Genomic DNA, 14,305 nt, shown 5'->3' with positions numbered 1-14,305 from the left:
TTAGGGGGGGGGAAGTTGGATATCAGTTACTACCTTTTACGAGCTCATTTATACGGGAAAGAACAGAACCAACAAGTTTCATGTACACTGCTGGAAATCGAGGCTATTTGGCAATGCACTAGAAGGCATGTCATCCGCAAGCTGAAAAAGCTGGAGGAGCTCGGTAAGCTTCGTTATCAGCCAGGGCGCGGCAGAGGACACAGCTCTGTCCTCACGTTTTTGACCGATTTCCGGGAAGAGGTCGAAAACTGTCTGTCCCATTGTATTCGCGAGGACAAGCCAACTATTCTTTTCCAGGTCTTGCAGCTGCCGATCCCTCGTCACTGGTATGCGCATATGACGGAGCTGGAGCAGCTTTTCGGATACCAGCAGCAGGAAGGACAGGATACCCTTCGCACTGTCTTTAACCGGCAGATTACGACGCTTGATCCTTGCAAAAGCTCAGTCACTTTCGAAAGCCATCTAATCGAACAACTCAGCGATACACTTGTCATTTATGAACAAGAAACAGATAGTGTACACCCTCATCTTGCTCATCACTGGAAAACCAATGAGGATTGCACCGAGTGGATTTTTTATTTACGCAAAGGCGTACTCTTCCATCATTTACGTGAGATGACTGCTGCAGACATCGCTTATACAGTGGAACGATTTACTGTCGGTACCCCTTTTCATTGGCTAGTCAGGGATATTTCACAGTCCGAAGTGATGGATCGCTATATCATCCGGTTCAAATTAGCCAAACCGAATCCGTTTTTCCTGCGATACATAGCAAGTGCTCATATGGCCATCCTGCCGCATGATGTACCTTTCGATGAAAATGAATGGGTAGCTACCGGCCCTTATCAACTGAAAGAACGGACTGATCAAAGAATTGTACTAGAAGTCTTCCCTTCCTACTTTCATATGCGCCCCTTCCTCGACCGGATTGAAATGTGGCGCATCAAACCAGGCGAAAAAGAAGTGAATTACAGCCTGCCTGATCAAAAGGGGCCGACCCAATCCCATTATGAAATCGAGCAAGGGTTCCGATTCCTTGCATTCAACTTTCATAGTGATTCCATTATCCAGGACAGATATTTCCGGGAAGCAATGTATCACTTGGTAGATACGGAGAGAATTTTCACTGAATTAAATCTGGAGCAGCAGTTTGGTAAGCTGAAGCATGCGAGCAGCTACTTTCCCGAAAACTCTTTCCCTCCCCGGAAAAGTGTAGAGGAAATGCAGCGAGCCCTGGCTAAATCAGCATATCAAGGGGAAGCGCTGAAGGTCGGCGTTCTCCGTCATAAATCAGCCTTTGTGCAGGCCGAGTGGCTCGTAGAGGAAGCAGCTAAATACAACATCATGCTCGAACTATGCGAATATAACTTGGACAGCATTTATAATAATGAGGAAATGCTTGGATTTGATATGGCTTTTATGGGAGAAGTGGCGAACAGTGATCGGGAACTTTCCTTTATCGGCGCCTTCAAGAATGAAGCTTTGCTGTTTCGAACTTATTTCGGTCCCCATTTAAAGGAAATCGACGCACAATTAGATCGCTATCAACAAGGACAGACCAAGGACGAACGCAGCAGTATTGCTGAAAAAATCGAAGCTTATCTTCATATGGAAAGACTTATCATCTTTCAAAACCATCCGATCAAAGAACGAACCCATACTTCTTTTCTACAGGATTTGGAGCTGACCGGATTCGGCCACCCGAATTTCCGTAAACTGTGGATTGATAAATTGGCATAGGAAAAGCACCCTCGCTCAGGGTGCTTTTAAGGTTTCAAGATGACCTTGATACAGCCATCCGTTTTCGTGTCGAATTTTTCATAGCCTTCCTTCGCTTGATCAAGCGGCAGGATATGCGTGATGATGTCAGCAAGATCGACTTTCCGCTCCTGCAGCAGACCGTGTAAATAAGGCATTGTATGGATGACAGGCGCTTGACCGCTCTTGATCGTGATATTGCGCTGGAAGATGTCGCCGAATGGAAAGGCATTATAACGACCGCCATATGCCCCTGTCACTTGGATATTGCCACCCTTGCGCACACATTGCGCAGCCATGACGAATGCACCTAATGCTCCACCCTGGAGCTTCAGCCCGCTGCCGATGAACTCCATCGGCGTCATCTTCCCGTCCATGCCGACTGCATCGATGACAACATCCGCACCACCTTTGGTGATTTCTTTCAAATATTCCCCGGTATTTTCATGCTGTTCGAAATTGACTATTTCCACATTATTGGTTCGCTTGGCATGCTCCAGCCGATAATCGATGTAATCGACAGCGATGACTCGGCTGGCACCTTTTAGCCATGCGAATTTCTGTGTCAGCAGACCCACAGGACCACAGCCAAAAATGATAACCGTATCCCCTGGCTTCACGCCCCCATTATCGACGGACCAAAACGCTGTCGATCCTGCATCTGCCAGCATAATCAACTGCTCATCCGCAACCTCTGAGTTTTCCGGTATTTTGAAAGGCACAAAATTACCGTATGGCACACGCATGTATTCTGCTTGGCCGCCTGGGTAGCCGCCATTATTATCCGAGTAGCCGAAATAAGCACCCACTTGGCCATTTTCATTGCTATTATCACACTGGCTTTCCAGTTGATTTTGACAGAAGAAGCATTCCCCGCAGCTTACGTTGAACGGAATGACGACGCGATCGCCCTTTTTTACCTTTGTCACTTCCGGTCCGACCTCTTCGACGATCCCCATCGGCTCATGGCCGATGATATAATTCTCCGGCATATTCGGGATCATCCCATGGATCAAATGCAAATCAGATCCGCATATTGCTGTGGCAGTCAGCTTCACGATGATATCATCAGGTTTCTTGATCGAAGGTGTCTTCACTTCCTTTACGCGGACATCCTTTATCCCTTGATACGTCACGGCCTTCATTGCTGATTCTCCTTCGATTCGGTATTCGTCGGTGTGGCAAACATACCTAGACGGTCGGTATCATATGGGAATAAATCCATACTGACGACATCGATCGCTGTATTGGCAGCTTTGCGATCAAATGGAAACTGTGCTTTCGGGTCAGCTGGAAACAGCCAATTATGCTGTGCCATCAAAGCAGAAATAGCACCCTGCATCTCGATGGCTTCATCCAAATGGCGTACCAATGTTTGACGAAGATCCGGATTCACAGCCTCGGTGACTGCAATTGCGTAATTGTTCACAGCCGATTTCGCCGTGATGAGCAATTCGGTACAAATAGCCGAATCCATCAGGTCGGGCATTCCTTTGGCATTTTCCGGATCCAAGTAATCACGCATCAGCTCCACCTTCCTTTATTAGCATCGATCTGCTGTACAACTCCTCCAACTCCCGTATTTGACGTGCTGAGATTTCCACATCTCTCTCCATCAGCTGCTTGATCTTCTGATCGAACACGACACCTTGCAGGAATTTCGCTTTCATGACCGCTGTTGTCTTAAAATTCAGCAGTTCATGGACATCCATCGTTTCATGCGGAGCCAATCGCTGATTATCACTCATCATCCATCCCCCTTATCTTTGTTACAGCTTTTCCCCAAGACACGATTTTATGTATAAAGAAGCTTGTTCCTCACAAGCTAGCTGTAAAAAGGAGGCGCTCTGATATGCACCAATCCGGTATCCACGAAACCATGGAAGCGATGGAATTATTGAATACAGCATGCCTTTCACTGACAAAGTCCTCAAGTATGCGCTTCTTGGCTAAAGACGATGGGCTAAAGACGCTGCTGAAAGTCCAATCCGATGCGGACAAGCGCCACATCCATATGCTGCAGCGTTTCCTGAATCAGGAGGAGTCGCATGGATAAGCTCTTTGAAATACTAGGATCTGCCCGGGAAATAACAGATCAAGTGATCGTGACCGATTTGCTGGTAACCGTCAAGACGGCGATCATCAATACCGCCAAGGCAATCAATGAAACAGGCAATGAGCAGTTGCGTACAGATTTAAAACGAAAGCTGCATGAGCATATCGATCAACATGAGCGTGTATTCAGCTATATGATGGAGCATGGCTATTATTATCCGCAGGGTCCGACTCAGCAGCTGCGTGTATTGAATGAGACCGCTGAAACCGTGCTTACATTGAACAGGGATTAAGGGAAAAGCATGAGCCGAGTCGCTCGTGCTTTTTACTTGTAAGCTGTTCTTTTGCTTTCTTTTCTTTCACCTACGTATAATATTCCGTAGAGCATGTAAGTCGCATGACGAATGGGAGGCTATTATGAACGACTTCATCAACCAATTACACAATCACCGTTCTGTACGGACATTCACTGATAAAAAAATGACAGAGGAACAGCTGGATAGCATCATGAAAGCAGCTATCCAGGCACCGAACTGGATCAACGGCCAGCAAGTTTCTGTTGTTGTCGTGACTGACGAAGAGAGAAAGCGCCAGCTAGCAGAGCTGTGCGGTAATCAGAAACATGTCGATGACGCAGCTGCTTTTCTCGTCTTCTGCATGGATTACAGCCGCGCTAAATACGTAATGGATATACACGATAAGAAGCTCGAAGTCATGCATGATATCGAGTCTGTGCTAGTCGGCTCCACCGATGTCGGTATTGCACTTGGCACTGCTGTTGCAGCTGCAGAATCCATGGGTCTGGGCACCGTACCAATCGGCGGCGTCCGCAGAAGCCCAGCAGAAATCTCAGAGCTGCTCGGATTGCCGGAGCTTGCTTTCCCGATTTCCGGCCTTGCCATCGGCTATCCGTCCGAACCGCTGCCACCACAAAGTCCGCGGATTCCATTGGAAGCTTTCTATCATAAGGAGACTTATGCACACAACCAGCAGGAAGCTGTCAAAGAAATGGATAGAACGCAGCAAGCAGCAATCAAATCCCGCACTGGTGAAACAAAAGCATATCCTTGGTCGGAACGGATTGCCGCCTTCTATTCCGAACGGTTTAAGGAATACGAAAAAGTAACAGACGTTCTGAAACAGAGCGGATACGATTATAAATAAGAGGATCCAAGGAGAAAGGAAGAATGAATGATGACCAGAACACCTTTATCGGTTTTGGACCTATCACCTGTACCAGATAATAAAACCCCAAAACAAGCTTTCGAGAACAGCAAGCAGCTGATCCAGCATACAGAAAAACTGGGTTATAAACGCTATTGGGTCGCCGAGCATCACAATATGCCAAGTATCGCCAGCTCCGCCACTTCCGTACTGATCGGATACCTCGCTGGCCATAGCTCGACCATCCGTGTCGGCTCCGGCGGCGTCATGCTGCCGAACCACTCTCCGCTAGTCATAGCTGAACAGTTCGGAACACTGGCAACGATGTACCCTGACCGAATCGACTTGGGACTCGGACGCGCACCTGGTACAGATTATATGACAAGCCGCGCATTACGTCGTGACGCACATACAAGTGCAGAAAACTTCCCGGAAGACGTCCAGGAGCTGCTGCAGTATTTGGGTGATGCGAATACGCCAATCAAAGCATATCCTGGACATGGAACAAACGTGCCGGTTTATTTATTAGGCTCCAGCACCTTCAGCGCCCAGCTCGCTGCCATGCTCGGTTTGCCTTTTGCATTTGCCAGCCACTTCGCACCAGCCGAGCTGCATAATGCATTGCGGTTATACCGTGAAAGATTCCAGCCATCTGTGTATCTGGACAAACCATATGCGATGGTGACCGTAAATGGAATCGTTGCGGATACGAATGAAGAAGCAGAATTCCTGTCCACGACACTGAAGCTGAAATTCCTCAGCATCATCCGCGGCCGCTCCGGTGCCTCCACAGCACCGGTTGAAAGCATGGACCATATCTGGAATGAGCATGAAAAACTGCATGTCACCAACACGCTGACTTACTCCTTCGTCGGAGACAAAGAAAAAGTAGCCAGCGAACTGGAAGCCTTCCATGCCAAAACACAGTTTGATGAATTGATCGTTTCAGCAGACATCCATGACCAAGAAAAACGCAGAAATAGCTATACATTGCTTTCTGAGCTATGGAAGTAATTAAGAAGAAAGAACCTCATCCCAGAGGTTCTTTCTTCCTGTTATTTACCGAAAATGACAAAGAGAATAGCGTTTCAGTTTCAAACTTGGTAGTTATTATGAAAAAGCACACTAAGAATCGCAAAGGAAATTACAGCAAATAACTCACCGGAGTAAACTATATGCCCTCTCATCCTTACCGCTGAGAATATGCTTCTTGTTACTATTTACCTTAATTTTCATCCATCGGTTCGTAAACGAATCCTTCTTTCTTTTCCTCAATTTGCATCCTTTATTTCAGGTCGAGCACCCAGCAGTATCACTACAGATAAAACAAAAGTAACTCTTTCATATAGTAAGTCTACTTGAATGATAGAGAAATGCAGAATGTAAATTTTTACATATCAAATATAATATAGGGCAATAAAAAAGACCGCAAAAATAGCGGCCTTCTTCCTTTTTTCTTTAATTATAAACTTCCTTAACTGGCGTATCTCCCGCCAGCAAAGAAACAATCTTACCTTCTGCCTTCTCATTCCCGATCGCAGCAACGATGGCACGTGCAACATCTTCTCGCGGAATTTGAGTTGTCTTGAATCCGGATGGATCGGTTGTCACTTTCCCAGTTCCTGCTTCATCTGATAATCCGCCCGGGCGCAGGATGGTGTAATTCAGCTTGCTGCCTCGGACTATCTTATCGGCATAGTGCTTGGCGATATAATAGGGCTTCATGCCTTCACTCCATTCCTCGGGAGAATCTGCATGGATGGCACTTACCATGATGTACTGTTTTGCTCCGATTCTCTCAGCTGCTTCCACGGATTTTGCCGCTCCATCCAAGTCGATGGCAAGTGTCTTATCTGCTCCAGTGCTGCCGCCTGATCCTGCTGTAAATACAACAACATCGGAGCCTTGAATTGCGTCTGTAATCGCGTCCACATTATCCTCCAAGTTCAAGAAGACCGGTTTTACGCCTTTCTCTTCGAAATATCCGAATTGTTCTTCCTTCCGCAATCCGACGGATACTTCGTGCTCTTTCTTCTCATTCAGTTCGTTAACCAGGTTTTTCCCTACTTTACCGTTTGCTCCGATAATGAATACTTTGCTCATGTTCATCCCTCATTTCTGTTTATTTCAAAAAGCTGTCATAATCCGTGCGCTCATTCTGGACACCGATCCATTTCGTTTCGGTGAATTCCTCCAATGCCCATTTGCCATTGAAACGGCCAAGCCCGGATTGCTTCACACCGCCGAATGGGGCTTGCGGCTCATCATTGATACTCTGATCGTTGACATGTACCATTCCTGTTTCAATCCGTTTGGCAATCAACTCACCATGCCCCACTGTAGAATGTACGGCACCGGAAAGACCGTATGGATGCTCATTCGCCATCCCGACTGCTTCATCCTCTGTTTCAAATGTAATGATCGGTGCGATTGGTCCAAAAATCTCTTCGGCTGCAAGCGGTGACTGGTTGTCCACTTGGTTGACGACAGTAGGTTCCAGCACATTGCCATTCCAATTGCCGCCAGTCAAAATGTTTGCACCAGCATCAATTGCACGCTGCAGCTGCTCTTTTATGCTGTCCACTTGCTGCTCATTTATAATCGGGCCTACTTGTGTGTTTTTATCTGCAGGGTCACCGTATCGCAATTCTTTGACTTTTGCAACGAACTTGCTCGTGAATTCCTCTGCCACGGAGGCTTGGACGAGGATGCGGTTCAGTGCGATACAAACCTGACCTTGGTGATAGAATTTGCCATAAACAGCAGATTCCACTGCCGCATCGATATTGGCATCTTCCATCACGATAAGGACATTATTCCCGCCCAGTTCCAAAGCTGTACTTTTCAGTTCGCCAGCAGCAAGGGATGCGATATGCTTACCGACTCCTGTGGATCCAGTAAAGGATATCAGCCGCGGGATCGGATGCGTCACAAAACTATCACCGATTTCGGAGCTCTTACCGCTGACAAGGTTGATCAGGCCTTTCGGCGCACCGGCCTCCTCGTACAATGCTGCCACGAGCGAACCCGCAGTCACAGTAGTATCCTTGGAAGGTTTGATGACCACGCTGTTACCTGTAGCCAAGGCCGCTGCAACAGAACGCATCGTCAAATGAAGCGGGAAGTTCCATGGACTGATGACACCGACTACCCCAAGCGGTTCCTGGTAAACTTTATTCACCTTGCCGGGAACATGGGAAAGGAATACTTCCCCTTTCATCCGATTCGGATAGGAAGCAGCTTCCTTCATGAAATTGACCGCAGTCGCGATTTCACCCAAAGCCTTCCGATACGTACTGCCTGCTTCCTTGATCAGCCATTCGATGAACAGATCTTTGTCCCGCTCGATGATCTGAATTGCCTTCTCGGTCAGCTCCCGCTTCACTTGCGGCGGCTGCTTTGCCCATTCTTTCTGCGCTCTGGCTGCTGCTTTGTATGCTTCATCCAAGTCCTCTTCATTTGCTCCTTGAATCGTAAGCAAAGTCTCGCCTGTATATGGATTGATATTCTCAAATGACTCTTCACTGTTTCCTTTACGCCATTCACCGTCTATATAAAGTACATCGAACTGCTTTTGCATGATAACGCCTCCTTAGGAATTGCCTCGACTTAGAGATAGTTCCCGCTCTGAATGGGATTAAACAAAACATCTGTGAAACACCTTCCCTTTTTCTCAGCGTTTTCTAATTTTCACTTCATGCTGCTCTAAGATGCGTTGGATATAGTAGTACCATAACAACGAACAAGGAGATGGATTACTATGAAAAGAAAAAATCTAATAGCAAGCGGTTTAGCAGTGACTTTGGCAGCAGGATTAGGCTTCGGTTTCCACCACGTAAGTGCGGACGATGATAAAGTTCCAACTGATGCGAAAGTGAATTTGGATCAAGCAATTGATAATGCAAGCAAAGAACAAGCAGGAACAGTCACTAGCGTCGAGCTGGATACTGCACGAAATGGGCAGGCTTATTACGAAGTGGATATTAATGATGATAAAGCAGAATATGATCTTCGCGTAAATGCAGATGATGGATCAGTCGAGTCTCGGAAAGATGACGATGATGATGATAATCAAGTAACGCAGCCAAAAGTAGATATCAAAGCAGCAGCCAAAACAGCTCTGGCACAAGAAAAAGGTGCTGTACTGACTGATATCTCCCTAGATGAAGACGATGGCAGACTGGAATATGATGTGGAACTTCGTACAGATAAGGATGAAATCGAAGTGACTGTTGACGCAGAATCCGGCGACGTGACATATACAGAAAAAGAATCCATCAATGATGATGGTGATGATGACTGATCAAAACCCGAGTCTCCTTAAGGAGGCTCTTTTTTTATGTTTCATATTCTCCAAACAGGTTATTAGTAGGTGGAATCTGATATCCGAAGCAGCCAATGAACTGCTCATCCGTCCGACAAAACAGAAAAGCGGATAACAATGGAACAGCACCTCTCCGGCTGATTCCGGGAGGTGCTATTTTCGTTAATCGCTCAAGCTTCCGCCATTTGTTTCGATGACCTTTTTATACCAATGGAAGCTGCTCTTTTTCATTCTTTTAAGAGAACCATTTCCATCGTTATCCTTATCCACGTAGATATAGCCATATCGCTTCTTCATTTCCCCAGTACTCGCGCTGACGAGATCGATCGGTCCCCAGCTTGTGTAGCCAAGGATTTCCACGCCATCCTCAATTGCTTCGCGCAATTGTTCCAAATGTTTTTGAAGATAGTCAATCCGATAGGAATCTTCCACTTTCCCCTCTTCATTGACCGTATCCACTGCACCCAAGCCATTTTCCACTACAAACAACGGTTTTTGGTAGCGATCATAAAGCTGATTCGCTGTAATACGGAAGCCTGTCGGGTCTATTGTCCAACCCCATTCCGATTTTGGCAAATATGGATTTTCCACCGATCCAAATACATTTCCGGCAGTGGTCTTGCCGAGCACTTCCGGATCCGTGCTTGTCGTGCGGCTGGCGTAGTAGCTGAAACCAATATAATCGACAGTATGGCGCAGTATTTCTTCATCGCCTGGTTCCATATCGATGACAATATCATTATCTTTGAAAAAGCGTTTCGCATACCCTGGGTAGGCACCGCGAGCCTGTACGTCGATAAAGAAAAAGGAATCTCTGTCCCGCTCCATCGCATCAAGATAATCAGCCGGATTTGCCGAATACGGATAAGTTGTACCGGCAGCCAGCATACAGCCAATCTTTGCTCCAGGAATGATTTCGTGGCACAGCTTCACTGCCAGTGCACTTGCAATCAACTGGTGATGAGCTGCCTGGTACTGGATTTGCTTTTTGTCATCTCCCTCACGGAAGACCAGTCCAGCACCGACAAATGGCAGATGCAAAAGCATATTGATTTCATTGAATGTCATCCAGTACTTCACTTTATCTTTGTATCTGGTGAAAATGGTTCTGGCATAGTTTTCAAAGAAGGAGACAAGTGCCCGGTTCCGCCAGCTTCCATATTTCTGTACAAGATGGACTGGTACATCGAAATGCGCCATTGTAACCACTGGCTCAATTTCATATTTAAGCAATTCATCAAACAAATCATCATAGAACTGCAATCCTTCTTCATTCGGCTGTTCGTCATCCCCCTGCGGGAAGATACGGGCCCAAGCAATGGAAACCCGCAGTGCCTTGAACCCCATCTCTGCAAATAAAGCAATATCCTCTTTGTAGCTGTGGTAAAAATCAATCGCCTCATGTGATGGGTAATACGCCCCGGCAACTGGCTCAAGTGTTTCAATATTACCTTGCATGATGGAAAATCTATTCGCACCTATCGGCAGCAGATCGACTGTCGTCAGTCCTTTCCCGCCCTCACGATAGGCACCTTCTACTTGGTTGGCTGCAACAGCACCGCCCCATAAAAATCCTTTCGGAAAAATACTCATGTACACTGCTCCTCTCATTCAATCCACTATCAAGCATTAGATATTCAGGGTAAGCAACGGCTCGCCCCATTTCACTTGCTTTTCCTCTGTTGCCGCAACCAGATTGTAACCCTTTACATCCGTGACTACAACTGGTGTCGTGATATCGAAGCCCGCATTCTGGACACTTTCCAAATCGAACTCTATTAACAGCTGCCCTTTTTCCACACGGTCCCCTTGCTTTACTTGAGCCTCAAAGAATTTCCCATCCAGCTGAACTGTATCCATACCGATATGGATGAGAATTTCGGCTCCGTTATCCGTTGTGATTCCGATGGCATGTTTTGTTGGGAATAAAACCGACACAACGCCAGAAGCAGGAGCGTACAGTTTTCCTTCTGATGGAATGATTGCCACACCCTTGCCGAGTGCGCCTGTCGCAAATGCTTCATCCTTGATTTCAGATAAAGGAACTACAGAACCTTGGAATGGGCTAGCAATAACATCATTGCCAATAGCCAGCTTCTCTTCCTTTTGAATCGGAGTTGCAGGCTCTCCTACAGTATCCGGCTTATTGTTTTCCTTTGTGAATCCAAATAGCATTGTCAGTACGAATGCACTCGCAAACGCCACCCCTATCGAGATGAATGATCCCCAGAATCCCAAATCAAAACCGTTTGGCCCGATGAATGTAGGAATTGCGAAGATGCCAAGCCCACCTGTCATATATCCTGTTGTTTTCGTTATACCTAAAACGACACCTCCTAATGCTCCGCCGATACAACTAATGATAAATGGGCGTTTAAGTGGCAATGTAATACCGTAAATTGCCGGCTCCGTTACACCAAAAATTCCAGAGATAAAGGCAGGGATGCTTAATGTCTTAAGTTTTCTTTGTTTGATGCGGATCCAAACAGCCAATACCGCACCAATCTGTGCGAAGGAAGCACCAAAGATAAGTGCTAGTATAGGGTCTCCTCCGTAAACAGATAAGTTATTTATCGAGATCGGTACAAGTCCCCAATGCAATCCGAAGATAACGAATATCTGCCAGAAGGCACCAAGGAACAAACCAGCAATGATTGGACTTAAGTCATAGATGCTAAGGGTTGCTTGCCCGATAAGCTGTCCTGCCCACGTAGCAATCGGACCAATGATCAAGAATGTCAATGGCACAACCACCAGCAGTGTCAAAAACGGTACAACAAAGGTTTTGATGACGCTAGGTACAATCCTAGCAAAGCCTCTTTCCACTTTCGCTGCAAAGAACGTTGCCAAAATAATCGGTATAACGGACGATGAATACGTCATCAAGATTACCGGCATCCCTAAGAAAGTAATATGCACAGGAGATTCAAACAGCGTACCACTGAATAATGTATACAGCGGATCGCCCGTTGTAAGTCCCGATAATGTCGGATAAACAAGTGCCGCACCGATAGCCATTCCGATAAAATGACTGCCGCCAAATTTCTTCATTGCGGTATAACCTAAGAAAATAGGAAAGAAGTAGAACAAGGAATCGCCAATAGCATTAAGGATTTGATAGGTTCCGGAATCTTCTTCAATCCATTTAAAGGCCAGGAACATGGCATTGAAACCTTTGATCATACCTGTTGCAGCCAAAACCCCAAGTACTGGCGTAAAAATGCTTGAGATGATATCGATGAATTTATTGAAAGGATTCGCATCTTTATCGTCTTCCTGTGCTGATTGTTCGTTGCCGGTAAAGCCCCCGACATGCGTTACTGCTTTATAGACGTCAGGCACATGGTTACCAATGACAACCTGATACTGCCCTCCGCTTTTCAGGACGGTGACGACATCGTCCATGTTCTTGAGTGCATCGGTGTTTGCTTTATCTTCATCTTTCAATTTGAACCTCAAACGGGTGATACAATGGACAACACTGTTGACATTCTCCCGGCCGCCGACATGCTCGATGATATCTTTGGCCAATTGTTCATACTTCATCTTAATCCCACCTTTTATTGGAATTTGGCAAATAAAAAACCTGATTAGTTCTGGCGCACAAATGCTGTGCGGCCAAACTAATCAGGTTATGCCCTATTAAGGTAACATTCCTTCGAAGGATATTCAGCTGATGGTTAAAATGTATCACCTTCACTCCAAAATGTCAACGCTTACATTTACAATTCATTTACTTTTATGCTGATTCGATTGTTTAGTCAGACGATGTATATGAACAGTAAGATACAATTGTTCATCCTGCGTAAGTCCAGAATCAAATTTTTCCCTCAAATAGAAGTCCATTCTTTCTGTACATTGAAATGCATGCTTGTACTTCAGCCGTACTTGATCATAAAGGAATGATTCTGCTAATTCAGGCAATCTTTCATCACGCAGGAAACGCACAGCAAAAAATCGCAAGTGTGTCAGGAACCGCTCATAATTGACCGAACTCTCATCCAGGTTTCCTTTTACATGATACGTAACAATATTCAGCAGGTTACTGACCATTTCCGTCACTTGTACGGCTGTCATCACGTGCTCGCCTGTCAGCTGACTGTTGACCAAATGCAATGCGATGGATGCGGCTTCATCCTCTCCCAGATGATGGCCTGTATCCTCCTCGATTATGTCCAGCGCTTTCCATGCAATCTTATATTCTTGTTTATAATATTTCCGTATCTCCCAAACAAGCGGGTTCTTCAAGGTGATTCCTTGTTTCTCTCTGCTGATGGCAAAACTGAGGTGATCAGTCAATGCGACATAAAGATATTCATCCAAGTCGTACGGGAGATGGCCACGTGCATATTCCACTATTTTGGCAGCAATATTAAGATAAACTGGAGAAACATCCCGCAATAATGTCTCTAATTTATCGGTCATACCTGACTTTTCCAAGATGAATTTTTTCTCAATCTGGTATACATCGATGGAATCCCCGATTTTCTTCTTGAAAGCCAAACCTTTTCCCATCACAACCAGCTCTTGATTAGCATCATTCCTTGTAACCACAACACTATTGTTCAAAATCTTATCGATCTTCATCGATTTCCCCCATTTCCATAGCAGAATGAAAAAAACCCAAATTTACACATAACAGCTGTCTGCTTGTGCAAATTCAGGTTTTGCCCGCAATGCGGTAACAATCCTCGCTCAGTTTGTAAACGCTTTACACTGAAAATATCACAGCAGAATTTCCCTGTCAATCTAAGGAAGTAAAGTCCGGCTTCACTTTCTTTATTTAAACTAACGATTATTTTAATTATAAAATGGGAATTACAAGCCAATTAATCGCTTTCCTACTCTGCAGAAAGGTATAATCAAAGCTGGTATAGAAATCTACTATTAGATATTTACATATACAGAAGGGATGTAAGAGGATGAGCAATCTACGAGAAGATGCATTGAAAATACACCGTGAAAATAAAGGGAAACTGACAATGAAGTCGAAGATCCCCGTTC

General features: G+C 45.6%; 14 protein-coding genes. 6 read left to right on the top strand and 8 right to left on the bottom strand.

The window, feature by feature from the left end; genetic code table 11:
* Positions 1-15 precede the first annotated feature (15 nt).
* Positions 16-1,740 carry an ABC transporter substrate-binding protein gene (locus AB1K91_RS11150; protein WP_413089913.1) on the top strand — a complete coding sequence of 575 codons (1,725 nt, stop codon included), beginning with the start codon at positions 16-18 and terminating at the stop codon, positions 1,738-1,740.
* A gap of 26 nt (positions 1,741-1,766) precedes the next feature.
* Here the strand turns inward: AB1K91_RS11150 and AB1K91_RS11145 are convergent, their stop codons facing one another.
* The 3 genes from AB1K91_RS11145 to AB1K91_RS11135 are packed head-to-tail and all read right to left on the bottom strand — an operon-like array spanning position 1,767 to position 3,506.
* Positions 1,767-2,903: a zinc-dependent alcohol dehydrogenase gene (locus AB1K91_RS11145; protein WP_413089912.1), complete on the bottom strand. Its 1,137-nt coding sequence runs from the start codon at positions 2,901-2,903 to the stop codon at positions 1,767-1,769.
* A complete protein-coding gene (locus tag AB1K91_RS11140; protein ID WP_413089911.1) occupies positions 2,900-3,283 on the bottom strand; it encodes a spore coat protein in 384 nt (127 codons plus the stop codon). Before AB1K91_RS11140 ends, AB1K91_RS11145 begins: the two co-directional genes overlap by 4 nt.
* A complete protein-coding gene (locus tag AB1K91_RS11135) occupies positions 3,276-3,506 on the bottom strand; it encodes a spore coat protein (RefSeq protein ID WP_413089910.1) in 231 nt (76 codons plus the stop codon). The genes AB1K91_RS11140 and AB1K91_RS11135 overlap by 8 nt, the downstream gene beginning before the upstream one ends.
* A gap of 104 nt (positions 3,507-3,610) precedes the next feature.
* Between AB1K91_RS11135 and AB1K91_RS11130 the strand changes: the two genes are divergently transcribed.
* The 4 genes from AB1K91_RS11130 to AB1K91_RS11115 all read left to right on the top strand — a co-directional run bounded on the left by AB1K91_RS11130 (position 3,611) and on the right by AB1K91_RS11115 (position 5,991).
* Positions 3,611-3,814: a hypothetical protein gene (locus AB1K91_RS11130; RefSeq protein WP_413089909.1), complete on the top strand. Its 204-nt coding sequence runs from the start codon at positions 3,611-3,613 to the stop codon at positions 3,812-3,814.
* On the top strand, positions 3,807-4,106 hold the full coding sequence (locus AB1K91_RS11125; protein WP_413089908.1) for a spore coat protein: 300 nt from the start codon (positions 3,807-3,809) through the stop codon (positions 4,104-4,106). Before AB1K91_RS11130 ends, AB1K91_RS11125 begins: the two co-directional genes overlap by 8 nt.
* A gap of 124 nt (positions 4,107-4,230) precedes the next feature.
* Entirely contained in the window at positions 4,231-4,977 is a 747-nt protein-coding gene (locus AB1K91_RS11120; protein ID WP_413089907.1) for an NADPH-dependent oxidoreductase, read from the top strand.
* Positions 4,978-5,004: 27 nt separating this feature from the next.
* Complete coding sequence (locus AB1K91_RS11115) at positions 5,005-5,991, top strand: LLM class flavin-dependent oxidoreductase (protein ID WP_413089906.1); 987 nt, start codon at positions 5,005-5,007, stop codon at positions 5,989-5,991.
* 444 nt (positions 5,992-6,435) lie between these two features.
* Here the strand turns inward: AB1K91_RS11115 and AB1K91_RS11110 are convergent, their stop codons facing one another.
* Positions 6,436-7,080 (bottom strand): SDR family oxidoreductase, encoded by a 645-nt coding sequence (locus AB1K91_RS11110; protein ID WP_413089905.1) that lies wholly within the window; start codon positions 7,078-7,080, stop codon positions 6,436-6,438.
* A gap of 19 nt (positions 7,081-7,099) precedes the next feature.
* Positions 7,100-8,557: an aldehyde dehydrogenase family protein gene (locus AB1K91_RS11105; protein ID WP_413089904.1), complete on the bottom strand. Its 1,458-nt coding sequence runs from the start codon at positions 8,555-8,557 to the stop codon at positions 7,100-7,102.
* A gap of 180 nt (positions 8,558-8,737) precedes the next feature.
* Between AB1K91_RS11105 and AB1K91_RS11100 the strand changes: the two genes are divergently transcribed.
* On the top strand, positions 8,738-9,280 hold the full coding sequence (locus AB1K91_RS11100) for a PepSY domain-containing protein (protein WP_413089903.1): 543 nt from the start codon (positions 8,738-8,740) through the stop codon (positions 9,278-9,280).
* 183 nt (positions 9,281-9,463) lie between these two features.
* Here AB1K91_RS11100 and AB1K91_RS11095 read toward each other — a convergent pair whose 3' ends face one another.
* From AB1K91_RS11095 to licT, 3 genes are all read right to left on the bottom strand, one after another.
* A complete protein-coding gene (locus AB1K91_RS11095) occupies positions 9,464-10,894 on the bottom strand; it encodes a 6-phospho-beta-glucosidase (RefSeq protein ID WP_413089902.1) in 1,431 nt (476 codons plus the stop codon).
* Between the two features lie 36 nt (positions 10,895-10,930).
* Positions 10,931-12,847, bottom strand: a complete 1,917-nt coding sequence (locus AB1K91_RS11090; protein ID WP_413089901.1) for a beta-glucoside-specific PTS transporter subunit IIABC — start codon at positions 12,845-12,847, stop codon at positions 10,931-10,933.
* 183 nt (positions 12,848-13,030) lie between these two features.
* The gene (licT, locus tag AB1K91_RS11085; RefSeq protein WP_413089900.1) at positions 13,031-13,888 is read right to left on the bottom strand and encodes a BglG family transcription antiterminator LicT; all 858 of its coding nucleotides are present in this window, start codon (positions 13,886-13,888) and stop codon (positions 13,031-13,033) included.
* Between the last annotated feature and the right edge of the window lie 417 nt (positions 13,889-14,305).

Origin of the sequence: Terribacillus jepli (assembly GCF_047228925.1) — a bacterium.
In the GTDB taxonomy this organism is placed as follows: Bacteria; Bacillota; Bacilli; order Bacillales; family Amphibacillaceae; genus Terribacillus.
This window is presented reverse-complemented; position numbering and strand designations above follow the sequence as displayed.